Raw genomic sequence first — 20,961 nt, forward strand, 5'->3', positions numbered from 1 at the left:
GCTACTTCACCAACGGCAGGGCGAACTCGAACACCGCTCCGCGCGGTGAATTCTCGCTGGCGGTGATCGTGCCGCCCTGCCTCGTGATGATCCGGTGGCTCAGGGCCAGGCCGATTCCGTGCCCGGTGGCCTTGTCGGTGAACGCCCCGTCGAAGACCCGCGCGTCGGGCATGTGCGCCAATCCCTTCCCGGTATCGGCCACCCGGAAGGCGCCCGCACCGTCGGCAAGGCGCGTACTGATCCACACGGGGTGTTCGCTGTCGGGCCAGTTCGCCATCTCGTCGATCGCGTTGAAACACAGATTGAGCACCACCTGACCGGTCAGCACCTTTTCACAGACGATGACGACCGGGTTCTCCGCATAGTCGTAGACCACCGACACACCCGACTCCTTCGCGCGAAGATCGATGAAATACGCACAGTCGGCGACGATCTCGTTGAGGTCGACGCGTTGCTCCGGATGCTCGAGCTGGGTGACGTAGTCGCGCAGCGCTCGCACGATCTGGTTGGCTCTGTCGAGTTGCTTGCGTGCGTTCACCAATCCCAACGACAGATCGTCACGGTCGGTGTTCGGCTGGCTGAGGCGATGCTGTGTCGCGGCGATGAAGTTGGTCGCGGCCGCCAGTGGCTGCCCCAGTTCGTGTGCGATCGCCATTGCCATGTCACCCATCGCGTTGAACCGCGCGAGGTAATTGAGATACTCCGCGTCGCGCAGATGCTCCTGCTCGGTGTGAACGTGCGCCGTGACGTCATGGAACAGCAGCAACGACCCCTCGAGGTCATCCTCGATCTCGATGTGCTGGACACTGCCCGCGTGCCAACGGTGTTCGCCGCCTGCCAGCTCGACCTCGTAGCGTAGGCTCTCGGCTTCGCCATCGATGCCGGTCCTCTCGAGCGCCGACTCGACGCCTCGGCGTGAGACACCGGGCAGGCAGAAATCGGTGAACCGGGCGCCGAGGAGGTCGTCGACCGTGGAGGTCAGATGGGTGGCGGCGGCCTCGCTGGCGTAGGTGATCGTATGGGTGTCGTCGAGCACCAAGATGCCCTCCGCCATGTTGCGCAGGAATGCGGCGAGACGGGCCTCGGTTCGTTGTAAATCGCCGCGCAGGTGGGTTTCTCGCTCGATATCGCGAAACTGCACCATCACGACGGTGCGCTCAGTCAGTTCGACGCGCACGGCGATGGCCTCGGTGAGGACTACGCGCCCGCTCTTGGCGCGGTACGCCCACTCGGTGATCGCGATTCCGTTGGTCGCGGCGTCCTGGAGCCACGCACGACCGATGGACCGCCGATACCGCTGCTCCTGTGCACTCATATCGGGCGCTTTGAGCGGCTTGAGTTCGTCGACGGTGAACTCGAGGAGCTCCGACGCCGCGTTGTTGGCCCAGAGGATGTCCTTGGTCGCGGCGTCGTGAACCAGCACGCAGTACCTGAGGCCTTGGACGAGCCGTTCGTAGTCATCGTGCACGAGTTCGGACACGTCCGCCTCCTTTCTCCTCGACGGTACTGACCGTTGACCGGCTCGGGCAGCGGGTTGGCTCAGTCTCCGGAGCGCCGCCTACTTCGCGCGGCTCCGTTCGGTGCCGGCACGCGAACTCCGGTGAGGATCTGCTCGATCATCGCCTCCTGCTGCGCGGCCGTCGCCGAATCCGGATCCAGTACCCCGGTGACCTGCATCCCGACCATCGTCGTCATGAGGAGGTTGGCCAGCACGTCGAGGTCCACGTCGGCGATCTCGCCGAGGTCGCGCGCCTGCGTCAAATACTTGGTGATCTCCGCCCGCCAGGCCACCAGCTGCGCGTTGTTCGCCGCGGCGAGGTAGGGATCGTTGAGCGCCCGCTGCCAGAGCGAGACCGCCACCCTCGCCTCCAACCGGGTCTGCTCGGTCTCCGGCATGATCTCGCGTGCGAGGCGGCGGACCGCGCTCAACCCCTTGCGTCTGCCGATCGATCGGGCAATCCGCTGGTTGGTGGCCTCGAAGACGTACTCGAACGCCGCGCGAAGGATCTCGTCCTTGCCGGTGAAATAGTGGCTGAGCGCACCGTTGGTGTAGCCGGCTTCACGAGCCAAGTCGCGCATGTTGGTCGAATCGATGCCACGGGCGCCGATCAACCTACTCGCCGCGCTGACGATCGCACGTCGGCGCTCGGTGTGATCGACCAACTTTGGCATCGCGGGCCACCCGCCTCTCGTCCGGTCGCAGCAACAGTACTTGGCTCGACAGCGGTAGACATATAGGGGTGCCCGGCGGCGCCGGAACAGATCAACCGGCGAGCAGGTGCTGCACGATGGCCGGAGTGACGGCGGCGTGCTGCTCGGCGCTGGCCAGGTGGGCTGCGTCATCGACGACGAGCAGCCTCGAGTGCTGGATCGCGTCCGCGATCTCCTGTTGTCTTGGAGGAGGAGTCGCCGGGTCGTTCGCGCCGCCGATCACCAAAGTAGGTGCGGTGATGGCAGATATCTCGTCGCGCAGGTCCATGGCCGCGATTGCCTCGCAGCACGCGGCGTAGCCCTCCGCCGTCGTCTCTGCCACCATGCGTTCCCAGGCCTCACGGCGGCGCGTGTCTGCGAGCAAGTAACCCGGGGTGAACCACCGTCTTACGGCCGCGCCCGCGACCACAGCGGCCCCCTCGGCCCGCACAGTGGCGGCACGGCTGATCCAGCCGTCGGCAGGGCCCAGATGCGCAGCGGTGCAAAGCAACACCATGCGGTCTACGCGGTCGGGATTGCGCACAGCGGCCCTCATGGCCGTCATTCCGCCCAGCGACAGTCCGACCAGGTGCACGCGCCCGACCTGCAGGCGATCCAGCAGCGCGAAGAGGTCGTCGACGAGGTCGTCGACCGAGTAGGGACCGTCAACCACGGGCGAGGCACCGTGACCTCGGATGTCATACCTGATCACGCGGAAGTGCCGCTCCAATTCCACGATCTGCGGGTCCCACATTGCCAGTGACGAACCAAGCGAATTGGACAGCACCACGGCAGGCGCATCCGGACGTCCGCTCACTTCAGCGCGGACTTCTACAGCCACCATCACACCGTCTCGCAGTTTCGTCGACCATGGCAACAAAGATAGGAGCACGCCGCTCACTGACGGCATACGCATTTCCCTTACCCCAACTTGGCCAAATCGCTCAGTCGCAAGATCCCCGCGACCCACTATGACGGTGCGGACTTCAGTTCAAGACCGCGATGCAGCTCTGCGTTGCGGCTCTCGAGATGCGACACGGCAGTCCGCCGACTGAGCCGGACGCCGGTCAGTGCAGTCGATCCGCTCAGCGGCATCGGGCAGCCCGCTCGGTCGAACGGGTGCGCGCGGCCGCTGGAATGCGGCCGGGTCACGACATCTAGGCGCATCCCCCGCGCATCGGCCCGCCACTTCCTCAACGGTGCTCGCCACGGAGTTCTTCGGGTTTGGCGGGTCGGGTGGCCTTCTGCGTGGCAGCGAGCAGCGCTGCCGGCGGGCCGACGGCCGCGGGGAGGTGGCGTGCCCGCCCAGTCCCGGTGATCGAGACGAGCGCGGCGGCCACGCGGTGATCAACGTGCGGTCCACCCGACGAGTTCAGCCATCCCGGTGCGCCGGTCCACCGGCTCCCACTCGAATCCCAACGACCGGTGCAGCTCCCGCCCGCAGGGTGTATTGATGGGTCACCCGGCGGCCCTTGCCCAGTGAAACAGCGACGTCCACTCGGTGTTCGAATGTCGTTGAAGGTGTTTTGGTGACGACTATCGCCAGAACCGTCGTGACCCCCGTGCCGGACTAGCTGTACTGACCACGGACGTTAGGTACGGCGTGGCGTGGTGACATGACGAAGACCTCCGAGTGAAGTGCGAGCTGTCTAAGGAACGCTCTTCAACCTCGGAGGTCTTCATGTCCCACCGTAATGCCCCGCTATCGGAGACTGGTCGGTTGCGGCTGGCGCGTTGTGTCGTCGAGGAGGGTTGGTCGTATCGGCGCGCCGCCGAACGGTTCCAGGTTGCGGTGACCACGGTGCGGCGCTGGGTGCTGCGGTATCGCGAGCAGGGGCCCGCCGGGATGGTCGATCGCAGCTCACGACCACATCACAGCCCCAACCGCACGCCGACGCGTACTGAGCGGCGCATCATCAAGGTGCGGGTACTGCGTCGGTGGGGACCCGCGCGGATCGGGTTCCTGCTTGGGATTCACCCCTCGACGGTGCACCGAGTGCTGGCCCGCTACGGGCTGGCCAGGCTGCGGTGGCTCGATCGGCCCACGGGGCGGGTGATCCGACGAATGACCTCCGAGCGACCCGGCGACCTGGTGCACGTCGATGTGAAGAAGCTGGGCAAGATTCCCGCCGGCGGCGGGTGGCGGATGCTGGGGCGTGCGGTGGGCACCCGCAATTCTCAAGCCGACAAGACCGGCGTGACCAACAAGTACTGCCAGCCGTTGCGGGGCTATCACTTCTTGCACACCGCCATCGACGCGCATTCGCGACTTGCCTATAGCGAGCTGCTCGCCGATGAGCGCAAGGAGACCGCCGCGGCGTTCTGGCTTCGCGCCCGCGCCTGGTTTCGGGACTGCGGCTTCGAGGTACGGAAAGTGCTGACCGACAACGGATCCTGTTACCGTTCGCGCGCATTCCGCGATGCCCTCGGCGATGTCGAGCACCGCCGGACCCGGCCGTATCGACCACAGACCAATGGCAAAGTCGAAAGATTCCACCGCACCCTGGCCGAGGAATGGGCTTACGTCCGCCTGTACCGCAGCTACGCCGAACGCTGCGAAGAATTCCCGCGCTGGCTACACACCTACAATCACCACCGCGGCCACACCGCACTCGGCGGCCAACCACCAGCCAGCCGCGTACCCAACCTCCGTGGTCAGTACAACTAGCTCACACCGAGACGAAGAATCTCCGAACGACCTCCCCGGGGTGTCGACTGCCGACGCCCCAGCGGATCCGGAAGGTTGAGCAGGAGAACCGAGAACTCAAGCGCGCCAATGAGATCCTGAAACGAGCCGCACGTTTGTTCGGGACGGCGTCGATGACCCGGAGCGCCTCATCAGGACCATGGTCCTCCAGCAGCGTCTTGAACCGCTCCGCCGAGGGCAAATTTTCGAAGATCAGCGAGCGCTGGCGGCCGTCGGCGCGCCACAGCACGCGGTGGGTGTTTCCCCGGGTCGTCCAATGGGCGTGGATGCTGGCCACGGCCATCAATGCCACGTCGAATCCTGCGTAATTTTCGCAACCGCCCTTGACATGCGGTTTCCAAGTGGAGCTAAGGGGATTCGAACCCCTGACCCCCACACTGCCAGTGTGGTGCGCTACCAACTGCGCCATAGCCCCGCGTGCTCCACGAAGTTACACCACGTACACCCGTGGTTCAAAATCGCTGGTCACGGCACTTCCCCACTGGCTTCGGGCCCCAGCGGCCTGGCATCGGTGTGCGCGACGGCCCGCACCCGAGGTTCGGGCGCGAACAGCCACGCCACCGCGGCGATCAGCAGGATGGCGCCACTGACCGCGAACGCGGCGCCGTAGGACAGGTGCTCGGCGATCTGACCGACCGCCAGCGAGCCGACGATCGCGCCGAAGTCGCTCGTCATCTGGAACGTCGCCACGGCCGTGCCGCCGCGCGCCTTGCTGCCCACCACGTCGGCGACGGCGGCCTGCTGCGGTGCGACGAAGATGCCCGTCGCCGCGCCGGTGACGAACGCGGCGGCCAGGAACACCGGCAGCGACCCGGTGAACCCCACCAGCAGCGTCGCCACGGCGGCCACGGGCAGGCCGGCCAGCAGCAGCACCCGTCGGCCGATGCGATCCGACAGGTAGCCGCTGGGGATCACCATCGCGACGTTGCCCGCCGCGAACGTCGCCAGGGCCAGACCCGCCAGCCCGGGTCCACGGTGCAGCACCTCGACGACGAACAGCGGTACCAGCGCGACGCGCAGCCCGAACGCCGACCAGCCGGTGGCGAAGTTCGACGTCAGCGCCGCCCGGTAGGCGCGGTTGCGCAGGGCCTCCCGCAGCGTGATCGAGGGTTCGTCCTCGACGTGCGGCGTGGCCAGCGACGAATGCCGCAGGCTGATGAACACCACGGCCACGGCGACCAGCAGCGCGGCGCCGTAGATCACGAACGGCATGGACAGCCCCAGGCCCGCGGTGACGCTGCCCAGCACCGGCCCGGTCACCGATCCCACGAGGAACGCCGACGTGAACATGCCCGCGACGCGACCCCGCGCGTCCTCGGGCGAGATGCGGATCATCAAACCGAACGACGACACGGTGAACATCGCCGATCCCAGGCCGCCGAGCGAGCGGAACAGCAGCAGCTGCCAATAGGTCTGGGCGAACGCGCACGCCGCCGTCGACAGCGCGACGATCAGCAGGCCCCACACGTAGACGCGCCGCTCCCCCACGCGCTGCACCAACATGCCGCTCGCCGGTGCGGCCAGCAGCCGCATCAGCGCGAACGCCGTGATCACGAACGTGGCGGCGCCGATGCTGACGCCGAAGTTGCGGGCGTATTGCGGGAGCACCGGCGCGACGACGCCGTACCCCAATGCGATCACGGCGTTGGCGAGTACCAGGACCCACACTTCGCCCGGCAGCGCCGTCTTGCCCGGTCTCACGCTATGACTGTATTCACCACCTCGCGCGCCGCTTCCTGCACCTGCGCCAAGTGCTCGGGGCCTAGGAACGACTCGGCGTAGATCTTGTAGACGTCCTCCGTGCCGGACGGTCGGGCGGCGAACCACGCGTTCTCGGTGGTGACCTTGAGCCCGCCCAGCGGGGCGCCGTTGCCGGGGGCGGTGGTCAGCTTCGCAGTGATGCGCTCGCCTGCCAGCTCGGTGGCGCTCACCTGCTCGGCCGACAACTTCGACAGCCGCGCCTTTTGCTCGCGGTCGGCAGGGGCGTCGATGCGGGCGTAGGTCGGCGCGCCGTAGGTGGCGGCCAGCTCGGCGTACCGCTGCGACGGGGTCGAGCCGGTCTTGGCGAGGATCTCCGAGGCCAGCAGCGCCAGGATGATGCCGTCCTTGTCGGTGGTCCACACCGTGCCGTCGGTGCGCAGGAAGGACGCGCCCGCGCTCTCCTCGCCGCCGAATCCGATGGTGCCGCTCACCAAACCGTCGACGAACCACTTGAAGCCGACGGGCACCTCGACGAGCGTGCGGCCCAGTCCGGCGACGACGCGGTCGATGATCGAGCTGCTGACCGCGGTCTTGCCCACCGCCGTCGACCCGGGCCACCCGGGGCGATTGGCGTACAGGTAGTCGATGGCGACGGCCAGGAAGTGGTTCGGGTTCATCAGCCCGCCGTCCGGCGTGACGATGCCGTGCCGGTCGGAGTCCGCGTCGTTGCCGGTGGCGATCTGGTAGTCGCCGATCTTGGCGATCAACGACGCCATGGCGTTCGGCGAACTGCAGTCCATGCGGATCTTGCCGTCGGTGTCGAGCGTCATGAACCGCCACGTGGCGTCGACGAGCGGGTTGACCACGGTCAGGTCCAGCCCGTGCTGCTCGGCGATGGCCCCCCAGTAGTCGACGCTGGCGCCGCCCAGGGGGTCGGCGCCGATGCGGACGCCCTCGGCCCGGATCGCGTGCACGTCGACGACGTTGGGCAGATCGGAGACGTAGGCGTCGAGGTAATCGTGCCGTTCGGCGGTGCGCAACGCCCTGGCCAGCGGGATGCGCTTCACGTCCGCCAGACCGCCACGCAGGATCTCGTTGGCGCGCTTGGCGATCCAGCCGGTGGCATCGGTGTCGGCGGGGCCCCCGTTGGGCGGGTTGTACTTGAAGCCGCCGTCGCGCGGCGGGTTGTGCGAGGGCGTGACGACGATGCCGTCGGCGAGGTCGCCCTCGCGTCCGCGGTTGAACGACAGGATCGCGTGGCTGACGGCAGGCGTCGGGGTGTACCGGTCGGCGGAGTCGACCATCGCCACCACCTCGTTGGCGGCGAGCACCTCGAGCGCCGACGCCCACGCCGGCTCGGACAGGGCGTGGGTGTCGCGGCCGATGAACAGCGGACCCGTGGTGCCCTGCTCGGCGCGGTACTCCACGATCGCCTGGGTGGTGGCGAGGATGTGCGCCTCGTTGAACGCGGCGTCGAGGCTGGAGCCACGATGCCCCGACGTCCCGAAGGTCACCTGTTGGGAGACGTCCTCCGGGTCGGGCGCCACGGTGTAGTAGGCCGTGACCACATGGGCCACGTCGATCAGGTCCTCGGGTTGCGCCGGCTGCCCGGCACGTGGATTGGCCACCATGATGGGTGATTCTGCTCCCCTCCGGCGCGCCGCATGCAGGGCGTCACGAAGAATTCAGCTGACGAGCCCATATGCTCGGCCCCGATGTTGCGAATCCTGGCCGTGGTGTCGCTCGGCGGCGTGCTCGGGGCGGTCGCCCGAGCCGTGATCGAGCAGGCCTGGCCGCATCCGGTCACCTCGATCGGCTGGGCGACCTTCACGATCAACGTCACCGGCTGCTTCCTGATCGGCGTGCTGGTGGCCGGGGTGGAGCGATTCACCCCGCATCACCTGGTGCGCCCGTTCCTCGGCACGGGCGTGCTGGGCGGCTACACCACGTTCTCGACCCACGTCGTCGAGGTCCACGAGCTGATGGCGGCGGGGCGGCCGATGCTCGGACTCGGTTACCTGGCCCTGCAGGTGGCGTCCGGGGTGGCGGCGGCCGGACTCGGCCTGTGGGCGATGGAGAAGCGGGGCGGACGGGCGTGACCACGACCCTGCTCCTCGTGGCGCTCGGCGCCGCCGTCGGCGCCCCGCTGCGCTATCTGGCCGATCGCGCCTTCAACGTCGGGCGGGCCTACCCGTGGGGCACGTTCGCGGTCAACGTCGCCGGGACGTTCGTGCTAGCGCTGGTCACCAGCGTGCCTGCCGGTCCGGTGGTCACCCAGGTCCTCGGCGTCGGCTTCTGCGGGGCGCTCACCACGTACTCGACGTTCGGCTTGGAGCTGATGCTCCAACTTCGGTCGCGGCCGCGCGCGGCGGTGACCTACGCCGCCGCGAGCCTGGCGGTGGGGCTGGCGGGCGCGTTCGCGGGCTTTGCACTGGGAGGATGGCTGTGGGGCGCATGATCGGATCGGCGGCGGGGATCCACGGGGACTAGGTCCCGGCGCGGCCTGGCTATGAGTTGTGTTATCGGGCAAGGGATTTGCCGATGCTCGCATCGGTGGGTCGTGCACGCAGCGCGTCATCGGGTCACTGCGAGATCGCCGGACGGACTCACGGGTCGACGAGTCCATCGACGGCGTCGTGCCGAGTCGCCTCGCCGAATCGTCACCACCGAGGCCACTCCGATGACCTGATGCAGAACCGTGACCAACGTCGTGCTCCATGACGACGCTTCAGCGCCCTCGGGCTTGTCGGTGGTCGAATGTATGTTCGAGTCGTGGGGTTGGGTGAGGTTCGGGTGGCGGTGGCGGGGTTGCGGGCCGCGTTCGCCGACTGCGACCTGGACACCGTGACCCTCGACGAGGTGTTCGCCCTGGGCGACGAACTGGAGACCCTGGGCTGCGCGCTGCCCGCGCAGTGGCATCGGGTGCTGACCGAACTGCAGTGCCGCACCACCCCCAAAGAGGTCGGCGCGAAGTGCTGGCGGGAAGTGTTGACCGTGCGGTGGCGGCTCTCGGGGCGGGAGGCGAGTCGCCGGCTGGCCGAGGCCGCGGTGTTGGGGCCGCGGCGTTCGGTGACCGGGGAGGCGTTGGCGCCGGTGTTGCCGGCGTTGGCGGCCGCCCAAGCCGGCGGGTTGCTCACCGGGGAGCACGTGGCCGTGATCCGCGACGGGCTGCGCGAGGTGCCCGGCTGGGTGAGCCGGGCGGAGCGCGAACGCCTCGAACTGGACTGGGTACGCCACGGCGTGGGGCACGGTCCCAAGGAGTTGCGGGATCAGATCGCGCTGACGTTGGCCGAGATCGACCCCGACGGCCCCGAACCGGTCGACGTCGAACCCGAGCGGATGCGGCGGCGGGAGGTGGTGATCGGTTCCCAGCGGCGTGACCGCACCGTGCCCATGTCGGCGACGTTGACCCCGGAGGCGGCGGCGCTGCTGGAGGTGTTGTTGGCCAAGTACGCCGCCCCGGGCATGTGCCATCCCGAGCAGGAGGTCCCGTGTGTGTCGGGGACGCCGTCGCAGGCCCAGATCGACGCCGATGCCCGCACGGTCGGTCAGCGCCGTCACGACGCGTTGGCGTTCGTGCTGCGCGCCGCCCTGGGGAAGAAGGAACTCGGCACGCTGACCGGGATGCCGACCACGGTGATCGTGCGGACCACACTGGCCGATCTGGCCGCCCGCGCCGGGATCGCGGTCACCGGCGGCGGGACGCTGATGCCGATCCCGGACGTGTTGGCGATGGCGGCCCGCAGCGACACCACGGGCTGCCTGGCCATCTTCGACGCCGCGACGCGCGAAGTCATGGACTGCTACCGGACCCGGCGTACGGCGAGCACCGCGCAGCGGTGGGCGTTGATCGCCCGCGACGGCGGCTGCACCAAACCCGGCTGCACCGTGGGGGCGTATGGCTCCCAGGCTCATCACGCCCGCCGAGACTGGGCCGCCGGAGGGCACACCAACGTCGATGACATGTGTTTGGCGTGTGGGTGTGACAACCGGTTGGTCGCCGAGGGGCAGTGGCGCACCCGCCTCACCGATGATCATCAGACCGAGTGGCTGCCGCCGCCGCACCTGGATCACGGGCAGGCCCGGGTCAACCACTACCACCACCCCGACCGGATCCGGATGGCACCCGAGAACGCCTTCACCCCACCAGACCCGGTGTCGGAACCGGCACGGCCACGCCCGAACTGGTCACCCGACGACCCCTGGGCACCCACCAGCGACCAGCGGGGACGGAGGCAGGAGAACCCGCCCCCGCCCAGGGTCGAGGACCCCTGGGCACCCGACCCCCCGACACCAACAGCCACCCCCGACCCCACCACCCCAGGCGGACCCGAACCACCCCACGACACCGCGGTCTGACACCGCCCGCGCACCCCGGATAGGCGCACCGCCAGAGGCGATGCACCGCCAGTTGCGATGCGGCGCCCCACCCTGGACGTGGCGCGGTGCGCCGGAAGCGACGGCGGGAGCACCCGGGCACACCGGCTGGTGAGTCCCGGCCCTGGCGGGCAGAGGACGCCGCGGGTGGCCGGAAGCACCCGGACCCACCGGCAGGTGAGTCCCCGCCCTGGCGGGCAGAGGACGCCGCGGGTGGCCGGAAGCACCCGGACGCACCGGCGGGTGAGTCCCCGCCCTGGCGGGCAGAGGACGCCGCGGGTGGCCGGGAGCACCCGGGCGCGCCGGCGGGCACGCCCAGGCCGGGTCCGGCGCGCACGGCGCCGGGCATCGCGGTCCCGACGAACACCGCTGTGCCCGTGGGCAACCCGTCAGGAGCCGAGCAACAGGGCACCCGTCACGACGAGGGCGATCACCTTGACGACCTCGCACCCGATGTAGGCGTGGTGGGCCAGCGATCGTCGCCGCTCGTCGGTTTCCAAGACCTCGGCGGTCCGTCGCGCCAGGAACGGCCGGATCAGCACGGTCTGCACCAGCAGCGTCCCGATCGCCACCGTCACCGCCACGTCGAACGACACGAAGTCGTCCCTCGTGAACAGGGCGGCCGCTATCACGACGGCCAGCAACAGTTCGCAAAAGTTCAGCGCGCGAAACACCAAGCGTCCGATGCCCACACCCAACTGCCTGGTGATGCCCGGCGCGCGAAACTTCAACGGCGCCTCGACGAACGAGATGGCCACCACCATGCCCAACCAGACGAAGACCGCACCGACGGCGATTCGCGTAGCCACGTCCACCGCCGCAGCCTATGCCAGCAGTCCATGCCATCGTGGACGCATGACCGATGCCGCACCGCCCGACCGCGTGGCCGACCTCCTCCGGTGGCAGGACTCCGGCGCCACCTGGCAGGTGGTCGCGCGGACCCGGCACGGCGTCACCGTCGCGCTGTTGCGCTGCGACGGCGGCGAGGAGGTCGACCGCTTCACGTCCGACGACCCGCGGCTGCTCGCCTTCGTGGATTCCGAGGCAGGCACGCGCGCCGACGACTAGGTGACATCACACCTAGGTGGGGTCGCCACGCGCATGCGGTTGCCCACCACCACGCCGATCACCATGCCCACGAAGGGAACCGCCGCCAGCGCGGTGCTCAACGCGACGCTGCCGCCGGTGACCAGCGTGAAGTTCGACAGCACCAGCCACAGCGCCGCCAGCAGACCCACGCACGCCACGGCAGGCGCGACGCGCGTCTGCCACACCCGCCGACCACTCTGGCCACGGTGGCGGGCGAAGAACACCAGCACCGCCACCGACGTCGTGAACATCAACAGCACCATGCCGACGGTCGCCACACCGGCCATGGAACCGAACACGCCCACCAACGGGTCGACGCCGAACACCGCGAGTAGTGCCACGATGATCGCGGCCGTGACCGTCTGCACGACCGAGGAGAACGCCGGTGAGCGGTGCTTGGGATGCACGGTGCCCAGCCGGGCGGGCAGCAGATCACGGCCCGACAGCACGAACTGGTAGCGCGCGATGACGTTGTGGAACGACAGCACGCAGGCGAACAAGCTCGTCAACAGCAGCACGTTGACGATGTCGCGGCCGACCCGGCCCAACATGGCATCGGTGGTGTCCAGCAGCATGTTCGCGTCACCGGCCAGGGTGCGCTGCGCGGTCTCGGCCACCTGGTCGGGCCCGATGGCGACCACGAACGCCCACGCCGTCACCGCGTAGAACCCGCCGATGATGAGGACCGCGGCATACGTCGCCCGCGGGATCGTGCGCTCGGGGTCGCGCGCCTCGTCGCGGAACACCGCGGTGGCCTCGAACCCGATGAAACCCGTCAGCGCGAACAGCACGGCGATGCCCAGCGTGCCGTTGGTGAACACCTCGGGCCGGAACGAATCCATGGTGATACCCGCCGGTCCCGGCTTGGCGACGATGACGAGGTCCAGCAACACCACGATGCCGATCTCCAGCACCAGGGCGACGCCGAGCACCTTGGCAGACAGGTCGATGTGCCGGTACCCCAGCAGCGCGACGACGGCCAGCACCACGAACGAGTAGACGGGCCAGGGCACTTCGGGGCCGCCGTAGAACCGCACCGTGTCGTCGATGGCCCACCCGATGTAGCCGTAGATGCCGACTTGGATCGCGGTGTAGGCGATCAGCGCGACGGCCGCGACTCCCGTGCCCATCCGCTTGCCCAATCCCACGGTGACGTAGGAGAAGAACGCGCCCGCCTCCGGCACGTGCGGGGTCATGGTGACGAAGCCGATGCTGAACACCAGCAGCACCAACGCCGCGAGCACGAACCCCACCGGCGCGCCGGCACCGTTGCCGAGTCCCATCGCCAGCGGCATGTTGCCGCCGATGACCGTCAACGGGGCGGCCGCGGCCACCACCATGAAGACCACCGCCACACTGCCCAGATGCCCTCGCAGGCGTTGTGCGCCTTCGGTTTCGACGTCAGCGGTCATCGATCCTCCTGTGATTCGGCCAAACCGGTTGCCGCGACGGCGTGTCGCAGCAGGTCGTGATCGAGGGCGTGCACGGTCATGCCGCCGCGCCCGGTGAGCGTGGTCGCGGCGACCATCGCGTTGACGATGGCCTCCTCGGTGGCCTCGATGGTGAGATCGAACAGCCGCGTCATCAGCTGCGGCACCACCATGCGCAGCGCCACCTCCGGCCGTGCGACGGCCGTGTCCTCGTCCCACGCGTAGGGCGGGATCCCTCGATTGCCGGTCGAGAACGCCAGCATCAGGTCACCGCTGTACTGCTCGCCGGTGCCACCGACGTTGGCCACCGCGAGCGCCGCCCGCTGCGCCAGCCGGGTGCACTGATGCGGCAGCAGTGGCGCATCGGTCGCGACGATCACGATGATGGATCCCGAGCCCGGCTCGTAGCGGGCCGACGTCCCCGGTAGCGGCACGCGATCGGGTCCGATGCGCTCCCCCACCGGAATGCCGTTGATGCGCAATCGCTCCCGCCGCCCGTGGTTGGCCTGCACCAGGACGCCGACGGTGTACTCACCGACTGCGGAGGCCGTCACGCGCGACGCGGTGCCGATACCGCCCTTGAACTCGTGGCAGATCATCCCCGTCCCACCACCGACGTTGCCCTCGGCGACCGCGCCGCCGCGCGCACCGGCCAGGGCCTCGCGGACGTGGTCGGCGCGCACGTGGTGGCCGTTGATGTCGCTCAACAGGCCGTCGTACGTCTCCCCGACCACGGGCAGCGACCAGTAGGTGCCCTCGCCGCGGGCCGCCACCTGGGCATCGACCAGGGCGTCGCGGACCACTCCGACACTGTGGGTGTTGGTCAGCCCGATGGCCGTGGTCAGCTCGCCCGACTCGCGCACCCATTCCAGGCCCGTCATCTCGCCGCTGCCGTTGAGCCGGTGAACGCCCGCGAATACCGGTTCGGACCAGATGTCGTCGTGCGGCACCACGACGGTGACGCCGGTGTGCACGGCGGGCGGCCCGTCGGCGTGCAGCGTGACGTGGCCGACGCGCACGCCGGCGACGTCGGTGATCGCATTCTCGGGGCCGGTCGGGTGCCGACCGATGACCACCCCAAGGTCGCGTGCTCGCATGCCATTCCTCCGTGACCGAGTTCTTTTCCTAGTCGGAAAATAATGCGCGTCACATCCGTTTCCCGCAAGTGATCGGAGGAAATCGACGAGGCCGGTGCCGCACGGGTGGGGCGGCAGGGAAGGATGGGGCACGTGGCCAGACCCAGCCGACACCGGGAACGACGCGAGGAGATCCTCGACGCCGCGATCGGCCTCATCGAACGGCACGACCTGGCCACGCTGCGCATCACCGACGTGGCTGCCGAGCTGGGGCTCACGGCGAACGCCCTGCGCTACTACTTCAAGGACATGCGGGACCTGCTCGCCCAGTTGGCGCTGCGCTCCGACGATCGTTTCTACGACGCCCGCCTGGCCATCGCCGAGCGCACCGACGACATCGGCGTGCGGCTGGCCCTGACCATCGCGGCGGGCCTACCCACCGGACCCGAAGATGCCGAATGGCGGGCGATCTGGCGGGCCGTCCTGGCCGCCGGCTTCGAACTCGACCAGCGCACCGACGTGCAGGGCATCTACCACCGCCAGGTCGGGCTGTACGCGGCCATCCTCGACGAGGGCGCTCGCACCAAGGCATTCCGGCTCGGCGGTCCCCCGCACGACGTCGCGATGACGCTGATGTCCCTCGAGGACTACCTGGGCTACCGCATCGTGGCCCGCGATCCGGCGATCGACCGAGCGACCGCGTTGCGACTCATGCGCGACTATGCCCAACTCGCCACGGGCGCAACGCTTCCTACGATCCAGTGAGGGGCGCGGCACCTGGCGTGGAGCCCGCCGTGCCCACCCGCTGAGCCAGCCACGGCAGCGCGTCCGAGAAGGCCCGCTCCGCGAACTGCCAGGTGTGGAAGCTGATGATCTGGTGGACGTCGCACGTGATGCCCACCGCGCGCCCCGCGGTGCACAGATCCTGGGCCGCGCCCAGTTCGTCGTCGTCCTTGACCCCGTCGTTGCCGCCGAAGCCCGACGGGTTGTCCGACTGCGGGCGGTGCCCGCCGAAGCCCTTGGCCACCTGGTCGGCGTTGGCCGGCTTCACGGTGTCCTCGAACCACCCCGCCACGCCGACGTAGGGCCCGTGCCTTGCCATCACGGCCCGGGGGTCGAAGAGGTCGTACTGGGACTCGTCACCGCCGTAGAGCCGGTCGATGGTCTGCTCCCTGGTGCCCGCCGTCGGCCCGTGGTCACCGGCGATGTCCTCGAAGGTGTGGAACAGGTCCGGATGCATGACGGTCAGATCGATGGCGCACGTGCCCCCCATCGACCAGCCGACGACGGCCCACCGCGCCGGGTCGGCCGACGCGCCGTAGTGCGAGACGACGTAGGGGCGCACGTCCTCGGTGAGGTGGTCGGCGGCATTGCCGCGCGGACCGTTCACGCATTCGGTGTCGTTGTTGAAGCTGCCGCCGACGTCGACGAACACGAAGATCGGCGCGTTGCCCCCGTGTGCGGCGGCGTAGGCGTCGATGATCGGCATCGCGTTGCCGCTGCGCATCCAGTCCGCCGGCGTGTTGAACTCCCCCGCGATCATCATGACCACCGGAAGTTGCGGCGGAGTGGGGCCTGCGAACCACGCCGGTGGCAGGTAGACGTATTCGCTGCGGTGGGTGAACCCGCTGGCGTCCTTGGGGATGTCGACCTCGACCAGCGCGCCCGTGTCCCGATGGGTGTCACGCATCGACGCCAGCGCGGCCGCGTCCACCTGGTGCGGCAGCGGGCCCGCCGTCACGGCGCCCCACGCCGCCTGCACCGTCGGGTAGTACCCCACCCACTGGTTCAGCGAGACGGCCGCAGCGAGCAGCGCGCACGGCACCGCCACCACGGACAGCCCGCGGCGCCACCAGCGCGCGCCCCGCCAGCCGAACGCCGCCACGGCCACAGCCGCGCCGAACAGCGCCGTCCACACCCACAGCGTGAACGGTGCCGGATCCGACGCCAGCCCCTCGGAGTTCACGTACGTGCGCGCCGCGAGCGCCACCGCGACGCCCACGGCGATCGACGCCGGGATCCACACGGCGCGCCACCGCCTGGTGCGCCAGCCGACGACGGCGACGAGCGTCACCACGGCGACGACCTCGATGGTCAGCGGTAGCCACCCCGCGAGCAGCGACGTGCCGTGGTGCGCGAACGGCAGGTTGGTGGCAGGCAGCTCCGGAAGCGGAGCCGGCTGCGGTGCGGGTGGCGGGACGGGCGTCGTGGTCGACACGACGCCATGATGCTCACCGTTGCTGTGGGCCGGCTATGTGCTGCGTTGGCCCCAGCTTTGCCCACGCCCCGCGGCGCATCACCGCCGTGACCTCCAGCGCCGGCCCCAGGACCACCAGGTCGGCCCGGGCGCCCGCCGCGATACCGGCCGAGGGCAGCCCCAGCGCCCGGGCCGGGTTGATCGACGCCTGCCGCGCCGCCGCACCCAGGGGGTCCGGCAGCGAATCCCCGGTGGCCGCACCGTGCTCGACGGCGAAGCGGAACACCCGGTCCATCGTCGCGGTGCTGCCGGCGATGGTGTCGGTCCCGGAGACCGTGGCGACGCCGTCGGCCACCGATACCGCAAGGGGGCCAAGGTGATATCTGCCGTCGGCCATCCCGGTGGCGGCCATGGCGTCGGTGACCAGCGACACCCGCTCACCCCCGGCGGCCCTGCTCACCAACCGGTAGATGGCGGCGTCGAGGTGCACGCCGTCGGCGATGACCTCGACGGTGACGCGATCGTCCTCGAGCAGGGCGGTCACCGGCCCGGGTTCCCGACGGTCGATGGGCCGCATGGCGTTGAACAGGTGCGTACCCACCGTGGCACCGGCGTCGATCGCGGCGCAGGTCTGTCGGTACGTGGCCTCGGTGTGGCCGACCGCGACCACCACCCCGGCGTCGACGAAGCGGCGGATGGCCGCGATCGCGCCGTCGCGTTCGGGGGCGACGGTGACCATGCGCACGGCACCACCCCCGGCGGCCAGCACGCGGTCGATCTCGGCGGGGTCCGGATCCCGCATCAACCCGGGCTGATGTGCGCCGCACCGCAGGGTGGACAGCCACGGACCTTCCAGGTGGATGCCGTCCACCAGGCCCGCCGAGGTCGCCTCGGCCAAGAGGCGCACCTGGCGCAGCAGGTCGTCGGGAGCCGCCGTGACCAGCGAGGCCACCATCGAGGTGGTTCCGTGCCGACGGTGCAGGTCCACGGCGGCGGCGACGTCGTCGAGCGTGGCGGCCGAGAAGTCGACGCCCGCACCACCGTGCGCATGGGTGTCGACGAAGCCGGGGACCACCGTCACCGCCCCGAGCGCGTGATCGGCGGTGCGCGGCGGAGGCCCCGCACCGACCGCGGTGATCGTGGCGTCCGTGACGTCGATCCACCCCGGCCGCAGCAGGGTCGACCCCGTCACCACGGTGTCCGCGCCGAGCAGCACTCAGATGCCCTGCCATTCCGGCTTGGCACGGTACGTCTCGCGGTAGTAGTCGATGAGCTGCAGCCGCCGGGCGGCCGCGTCGTCGAGCAGCACCGTGACGTGCGGGTGCAGCTGCAGCACCGTCGCCGGCCACATCGCGCTCACCGGGCCCTCCACCAAGTGGTGGACCGCCTCCGCCTTCGCCCGCCCCAGCGCGACCAACACCACGTGCATGGCCTCCATGATCGTGGCCAGGCCCTGGGTGAGACAGTGCGTCGGCACCGCGTCCACGTCGTCGCCGAAGAACCGCGCGTTGTCCAGGCGCGTCTGCCGCGTCAGCGTCTTGATCCGGGTCCGCGACGCCAGCGACGACCCCGGCTCGTTGAACGCGATGTGGCCGTCGGTGCCGATGCCGAGGATCTGCAGGTCCACCCCACCCGCGGCGCGGATCGCGGCCTCGTAGGCCGCACACGCCGCGGGGATGTCGTCGGCGGACCCGTCCGGGCCCGACACCGCCCCTGGCGCGAAGTCGACGCGGCCGGCGAACACCGTGTCGATGACGGTGCGGTAGCGCTCGGGATGATCGGCGGGCAATCCCACGTACTCGTCGAGCGTGAACGCACGGGCCGAGGCGAACGACAGCGCACCCGCGTCGTGGCGGGCCACCAGCTCGTCGTAGATCGCCAGCGGCGACGACCCCGTGGCCAGGCCGAGCACCGCGTCCGGCTTGCGCCGCAGCAGCGCTTCGACGGCATCCGCGGCGATGCCGCCGAGCTGCGCGGCCTCCGCCAGCGCGATGACCTCCATTACCTGGTCGCCGTGAAAAGCGTTGTCGCCGAATCGACCTCGGCGCCCTCGAAGACCGCCTCCGATGGCGCCACGTTGCCCTGTTCGCGCTCGTCCATCACCACGACGGGAACGATCGGGTTGAGACCCCGGGCGACGATGGCAGGCACGTCGTAGGTGATCACCCGCTGACCGGCGGCCACGGCGTCGCCCTGGGCGACGTGCGCGGTGAAGCCCGCACCGTCGAGGGCGACGGTGTCCAACCCCAGGTGCACCAGCACGCCGACGCCATCGGAGGTCAGCACCACGAAGGCGTGCGGCATCAGCTTGAGCACCGTGCCCGCGACCGGCGCCACGGCGTCGACCACCCCCCGCGGCGGGTCCACGGCGGCGCCGTAACCCACCATGCCCTGACTGAACACGGGGTCGGGAACGTCGCCGAGCGCAACCGCTCGACCGCCGACCGGGGCGAGGACCGTCGTCGTGGTCACCGTGGACCTCCTTCTCGATGTGCCTCCACCATACGAGCGTGAAGTCCGGTCCGAGTTCCCATCACTCGTCTAAGCTTCCCAGGACTTCTGCGGCAACCCCACATTCCGCCCCAGGGAGGCGCGCGTCATGAGCGACACCGGCAAAACGTCTGGCACGCAACGAAAGTCCGGACTGCGCATCCCGGGATTCGCCCAGCTGCAACGGTTGGGCAAGAGCCTCATGCTGCCCATCGCGGTCCTGCCCGCCGCGGGCATCCTGCTCCGGCTCGGCCAGCCCGACCTGCTGGGACGCATCGAATCACCGGTGATCGGACCGTTCTTCAAGGCGATGAGCGCTGCCGGGGACGCGCTTTTCAGCAATCTTCCGCTGCTGTTCGCCGTCGGCGTGGCGATCGGGTTCGCGCGCAAGGCCGACGGCTCCACCGCGCTGTCGGCGGTCGTCGGCTATCTGGTGGTCGAGGCCGTGTTCAAGACCATGTCCCCGATCGTGCTCGCCGGACAACTCGACAAGTCCGGCGAGCAGGCACAGATCAACTACAGCGTCTTCGCCGGCATCGTGGTGGGTCTGCTGACGGCGTGGCTGTTCGACCGCTACCACACCGTCCAATTGCCCTCGTACCTCGGCTTCTTCGGCGGACGACGGTTCGTACCCATCATCGTGTCGCTGGCGTGTCTGTTCCTGGCGTTCGCGATGAGCTACTTCTATCCGATCTTCGACGCCGGCCTGACGGGCCTCGGCGAGTTCATCGGCGGGGCGGGCGCATTCGGGGCGTTCGTCTACGGCTTCGCCAACCGCATGCTGATTCCCCTGGGCCTGCATCACATTCCGAACTCCTACATCTGGTTCCTCTACGGCGACTACCAGACCCCCGGCGGCGAGAACGTCACCGGTGAACTCACGCGGTTCGCCGCGGGCGATCCGACCGGAGGGCATCTCACCTCGGGCTTCTACCCCATCCTGATGTTCGGGCTGCCCGCCGCGGCGCTGGCCATGATCCACGTGGCCGACAAGCGGCAGCGCAAGGTGGCGGTCGGCATCCTGTCGGCAGCGGCGTTGACGGCGTTCCTCACCGGCGTCACCGAGCCGCTCGAGTTCGCGTTCATGTTCGTGGCGTTCCCGCTCTACGTCGTCCACGCGGTGCTCACCGGGTTGTCGCTGGCGATCGCGTACGCCCTGGACATCCATCTCGGCTTCTCGTTCTCGGCGGGCCTCATCGACCTGCTGCTGTACGGCACGGCGCCCGCGGCGAAGAACATCCCACTGCTCCTGGTGATGGGCGTGGTGTTCTTCGCGGTCTACTACGTCATGTTCCGATTCGCCATCACGAAGTGGAACATGCGCACCCCCGGGCGCGAACCGGAAGCCGAGTTCGAGGCGGAGCAGCAGGCCAACCTGGGCGAGACCGCCGAGGCGCCCCCGGGGTCGGCCACCGGGTCGGCCACCGGGTCGAGCACCGCGCCCGTGGCCGTCGAGAGCCGCGCCGAGCAGGTGATCAGCGCCTTCGGCGGACGCGCCAACCTCGTCACCGTCGACGCGTGCATCACCAGGCTCCGAATGGAGGTCGCCGACAAGGACAAGGTCGACCAGGCCCGGCTGAAGGCACTGGGGGCCGCGGGCGTCGTCGAGGTCGGCAACAGCGTGCAGGCGGTGTTCGGCACCCAGGCCGAGGCGCTCAAGAACGAGATCACCGACATCCTCTAGCGCCGGCTCACCGGCTCCTG

The 20,961-nt window shown here is 69.4% G+C and carries 20 protein-coding genes and 1 tRNA gene; 7 read left to right on the forward strand and 14 right to left on the reverse strand.

The features are described from left to right. Position 1: 1 nt before the first annotated feature. The 3 genes from AC30CM_RS14005 to pcaD all read right to left on the reverse strand — a co-directional run bounded on the left by AC30CM_RS14005 (position 2) and on the right by pcaD (position 3,034). The gene (locus AC30CM_RS14005) at positions 2-1,480 is read right to left on the reverse strand and encodes a sensor histidine kinase (protein ID WP_490117493.1); all 1,479 of its coding nucleotides are present in this window, start codon (positions 1,478-1,480) and stop codon (positions 2-4) included. 59 nt (positions 1,481-1,539) lie between these two features. Then, entirely contained in the window at positions 1,540-2,172 is a 633-nt protein-coding gene (locus AC30CM_RS14010; RefSeq protein WP_490117494.1) for a TetR/AcrR family transcriptional regulator, read from the reverse strand. Positions 2,173-2,263: 91 nt separating this feature from the next. Further along, positions 2,264-3,034, reverse strand: coding sequence for a 3-oxoadipate enol-lactonase (gene pcaD, locus AC30CM_RS14015; protein WP_490117529.1), 771 nt, complete (start codon positions 3,032-3,034; stop codon positions 2,264-2,266). An 837-nt stretch (positions 3,035-3,871) separates the two neighbouring features. Between pcaD and AC30CM_RS14020 the strand changes: the two genes are divergently transcribed. Beyond that, entirely contained in the window at positions 3,872-4,858 is a 987-nt protein-coding gene (locus AC30CM_RS14020) for an IS481 family transposase (protein WP_490117530.1), read from the forward strand. A 1-nt stretch (position 4,859) separates the two neighbouring features. Here the strand turns inward: AC30CM_RS14020 and AC30CM_RS14025 are convergent, their stop codons facing one another. The 4 genes from AC30CM_RS14025 to pgm all read right to left on the reverse strand — a co-directional run bounded on the left by AC30CM_RS14025 (position 4,860) and on the right by pgm (position 8,229). After that, positions 4,860-5,189 (reverse strand): hypothetical protein, encoded by a 330-nt coding sequence (locus AC30CM_RS14025; RefSeq protein ID WP_490117495.1) that lies wholly within the window; start codon positions 5,187-5,189, stop codon positions 4,860-4,862. A 50-nt stretch (positions 5,190-5,239) separates the two neighbouring features. Next, a tRNA-Ala gene (locus AC30CM_RS14030) sits at positions 5,240-5,312 on the reverse strand. Between the two features lie 50 nt (positions 5,313-5,362). Then, positions 5,363-6,598: an MFS transporter gene (locus AC30CM_RS14035; RefSeq protein WP_490117496.1), complete on the reverse strand. Its 1,236-nt coding sequence runs from the start codon at positions 6,596-6,598 to the stop codon at positions 5,363-5,365. Then, entirely contained in the window at positions 6,595-8,229 is a 1,635-nt protein-coding gene (gene pgm / locus AC30CM_RS14040; protein ID WP_490117497.1) for a phosphoglucomutase (alpha-D-glucose-1,6-bisphosphate-dependent), read from the reverse strand. Before pgm ends, AC30CM_RS14035 begins: the two co-directional genes overlap by 4 nt. 84 nt (positions 8,230-8,313) lie before the next feature. On the opposite strand from pgm, the gene AC30CM_RS14045 reads away from it, so the two are divergent. The 3 genes from AC30CM_RS14045 to AC30CM_RS14055 all read left to right on the forward strand — a co-directional run bounded on the left by AC30CM_RS14045 (position 8,314) and on the right by AC30CM_RS14055 (position 10,957). Then, entirely contained in the window at positions 8,314-8,697 is a 384-nt protein-coding gene (locus AC30CM_RS14045) for a fluoride efflux transporter FluC (RefSeq protein WP_490117498.1), read from the forward strand. Beyond that, positions 8,694-9,056, forward strand: coding sequence for a fluoride efflux transporter FluC (locus AC30CM_RS14050; RefSeq protein ID WP_490117499.1), 363 nt, complete (start codon positions 8,694-8,696; stop codon positions 9,054-9,056). The genes AC30CM_RS14045 and AC30CM_RS14050 overlap by 4 nt, the downstream gene beginning before the upstream one ends. A 299-nt stretch (positions 9,057-9,355) precedes the next feature. Next, a complete protein-coding gene (locus AC30CM_RS14055; protein WP_490117500.1) occupies positions 9,356-10,957 on the forward strand; it encodes an HNH endonuclease signature motif containing protein in 1,602 nt (533 codons plus the stop codon). 407 nt (positions 10,958-11,364) lie between these two features. On the opposite strand, the gene AC30CM_RS14060 is transcribed toward AC30CM_RS14055, so the two are convergent. Continuing rightward, positions 11,365-11,790: a DUF4149 domain-containing protein gene (locus tag AC30CM_RS14060; RefSeq protein WP_490117501.1), complete on the reverse strand. Its 426-nt coding sequence runs from the start codon at positions 11,788-11,790 to the stop codon at positions 11,365-11,367. Between the two features lie 40 nt (positions 11,791-11,830). Between AC30CM_RS14060 and AC30CM_RS14065 the strand changes: the two genes are divergently transcribed. Next, complete coding sequence (locus tag AC30CM_RS14065; protein ID WP_490117502.1) at positions 11,831-12,043, forward strand: hypothetical protein; 213 nt, start codon at positions 11,831-11,833, stop codon at positions 12,041-12,043. Here the strand turns inward: AC30CM_RS14065 and AC30CM_RS14070 are convergent. Then, entirely contained in the window at positions 12,040-13,476 is a 1,437-nt protein-coding gene (locus tag AC30CM_RS14070; RefSeq protein WP_490117503.1) for an APC family permease, read from the reverse strand. The genes AC30CM_RS14065 and AC30CM_RS14070 overlap by 4 nt on opposite strands. After that, entirely contained in the window at positions 13,473-14,591 is a 1,119-nt protein-coding gene (locus AC30CM_RS14075; protein WP_490117504.1) for a DmpA family aminopeptidase, read from the reverse strand. Before AC30CM_RS14075 ends, AC30CM_RS14070 begins: the two co-directional genes overlap by 4 nt. A gap of 123 nt (positions 14,592-14,714) precedes the next feature. Here AC30CM_RS14075 and AC30CM_RS14080 point away from each other — a divergent pair, with 123 nt between their 5' ends. Next, positions 14,715-15,335: a TetR/AcrR family transcriptional regulator gene (locus AC30CM_RS14080; protein WP_490117505.1), complete on the forward strand. Its 621-nt coding sequence runs from the start codon at positions 14,715-14,717 to the stop codon at positions 15,333-15,335. Here the strand turns inward: AC30CM_RS14080 and AC30CM_RS14085 are convergent. The 4 genes from AC30CM_RS14085 to AC30CM_RS14100 are packed head-to-tail and all read right to left on the reverse strand — an operon-like array spanning position 15,322 to position 19,239. Then, positions 15,322-16,788, reverse strand: coding sequence for an alpha/beta hydrolase (locus AC30CM_RS14085; protein WP_490117506.1), 1,467 nt, complete (start codon positions 16,786-16,788; stop codon positions 15,322-15,324). The genes AC30CM_RS14080 and AC30CM_RS14085 overlap by 14 nt on opposite strands. Positions 16,789-16,801: 13 nt before the next feature. Next, on the reverse strand, positions 16,802-17,983 hold the full coding sequence (gene nagA / locus AC30CM_RS14090; RefSeq protein ID WP_490117507.1) for an N-acetylglucosamine-6-phosphate deacetylase: 1,182 nt from the start codon (positions 17,981-17,983) through the stop codon (positions 16,802-16,804). Continuing rightward, entirely contained in the window at positions 17,984-18,769 is a 786-nt protein-coding gene (gene nagB / locus AC30CM_RS14095) for a glucosamine-6-phosphate deaminase (RefSeq protein WP_490117508.1), read from the reverse strand. Continuing rightward, positions 18,769-19,239 carry a PTS sugar transporter subunit IIA gene (locus tag AC30CM_RS14100; protein ID WP_490117509.1) on the reverse strand — a complete coding sequence of 157 codons (471 nt, stop codon included), beginning with the start codon at positions 19,237-19,239 and terminating at the stop codon, positions 18,769-18,771. Before AC30CM_RS14100 ends, nagB begins: the two co-directional genes overlap by 1 nt. Positions 19,240-19,366: 127 nt before the next feature. On the opposite strand from AC30CM_RS14100, the gene AC30CM_RS14105 reads away from it, so the two are divergent. Beyond that, positions 19,367-20,941 carry a PTS transporter subunit EIIC gene (locus tag AC30CM_RS14105; protein ID WP_490117510.1) on the forward strand — a complete coding sequence of 525 codons (1,575 nt, stop codon included), beginning with the start codon at positions 19,367-19,369 and terminating at the stop codon, positions 20,939-20,941. Positions 20,942-20,961 lie beyond the last annotated feature (20 nt).

This window comes from Mycobacterium sp. DHQP2018-32-09, from assembly GCF_058148405.1.

Excerpts from the sequence above, each read along its gene's own strand:
- AC30CM_RS14105 (WP_490117510.1), top strand. The coding sequence starts at position 19,367 with ATGAGCGACACCGGCAAAACGTCTGGCACGCAACGAAAGTCCGGACTG.
- nagB (WP_490117508.1), bottom strand. The coding sequence starts at position 18,769 with ATGGAGGTCATCGCGCTGGCGGAGGCCGCGCAGCTCGGCGGCATCGCC.
- AC30CM_RS14055 (WP_490117500.1), top strand. The coding sequence starts at position 9,356 with ATGTATGTTCGAGTCGTGGGGTTGGGTGAGGTTCGGGTGGCGGTGGCG.
- pgm (WP_490117497.1), bottom strand. The coding sequence starts at position 8,229 with ATGGTGGCCAATCCACGTGCCGGGCAGCCGGCGCAACCCGAGGACCTG.
- AC30CM_RS14075 (WP_490117504.1), bottom strand. The coding sequence starts at position 14,591 with ATGCGAGCACGCGACCTTGGGGTGGTCATCGGTCGGCACCCGACCGGC.
- AC30CM_RS14045 (WP_490117498.1), top strand. The coding sequence starts at position 8,314 with ATGTTGCGAATCCTGGCCGTGGTGTCGCTCGGCGGCGTGCTCGGGGCG.
- pcaD (WP_490117529.1), bottom strand. The coding sequence starts at position 3,034 with ATGGTGGCTGTAGAAGTCCGCGCTGAAGTGAGCGGACGTCCGGATGCG.
- AC30CM_RS14080 (WP_490117505.1), top strand. The coding sequence starts at position 14,715 with ATGGGGCACGTGGCCAGACCCAGCCGACACCGGGAACGACGCGAGGAG.
- AC30CM_RS14020 (WP_490117530.1), top strand. The coding sequence starts at position 3,872 with ATGTCCCACCGTAATGCCCCGCTATCGGAGACTGGTCGGTTGCGGCTG.
- AC30CM_RS14065 (WP_490117502.1), top strand. The coding sequence starts at position 11,831 with ATGACCGATGCCGCACCGCCCGACCGCGTGGCCGACCTCCTCCGGTGG.
- AC30CM_RS14010 (WP_490117494.1), bottom strand. The coding sequence starts at position 2,172 with ATGCCAAAGTTGGTCGATCACACCGAGCGCCGACGTGCGATCGTCAGC.
- AC30CM_RS14070 (WP_490117503.1), bottom strand. The coding sequence starts at position 13,476 with ATGACCGCTGACGTCGAAACCGAAGGCGCACAACGCCTGCGAGGGCAT.